Annotated in this window: 1 protein-coding gene; it reads left to right on the plus strand. The window is 61.3% G+C overall.

Features of this window, described 5'->3' with window-relative positions:
• The coding region (locus tag ACWTU8_RS32265; protein ID WP_455851305.1) for a porin at positions 1–507 on the plus strand (507 nt) is incomplete at both ends.

Consider the following 507-nt stretch of genomic DNA (forward strand, 5'->3'; position numbering starts at 1 on the left):
CGTCTCGCTGAACTTCGCCTGGATCCAGCTCGGTGGGCTGCGCGTCGGTAAGGACGAATCGGCCTTCGATACGTTCATCGGCTACGCCGGCAACGTCATGAACGATACGCTGGTTCCCTACGGCGGCTTCGACACCAATGTCGTCCAGTACTATTTCGACGCCGGCAACGGCTTCTCCGCCGTGGTTTCGCTCGAACAAGGTTACGGTGACTTCACGATCGATAGCTACGTCCCGCATGTCGTCGGCGGTGTGAAGTGGACGCAGGGCTGGGGCGCGATCACCGGCGTCATTGCCTACGACAGCAACTATGAAGAAGTGGCCGGCAAGGTTCGCCTCGACGTCACCCCGATGGAGAACCTGTCGCTGTTCATCATGGCCGGCTACGGCACGGACGACAACTACACGGATGGCGGCTTCGCAATCCCCGCCGCCGGCCGCGGCATGTACAAGCTGTGGAGCGGCAATTGGGCAGTCTGGGGCGGTGGCACCTACACCATCAACGAGAA

This window comes from Mesorhizobium sp. BHbdii, from assembly GCF_053848045.1.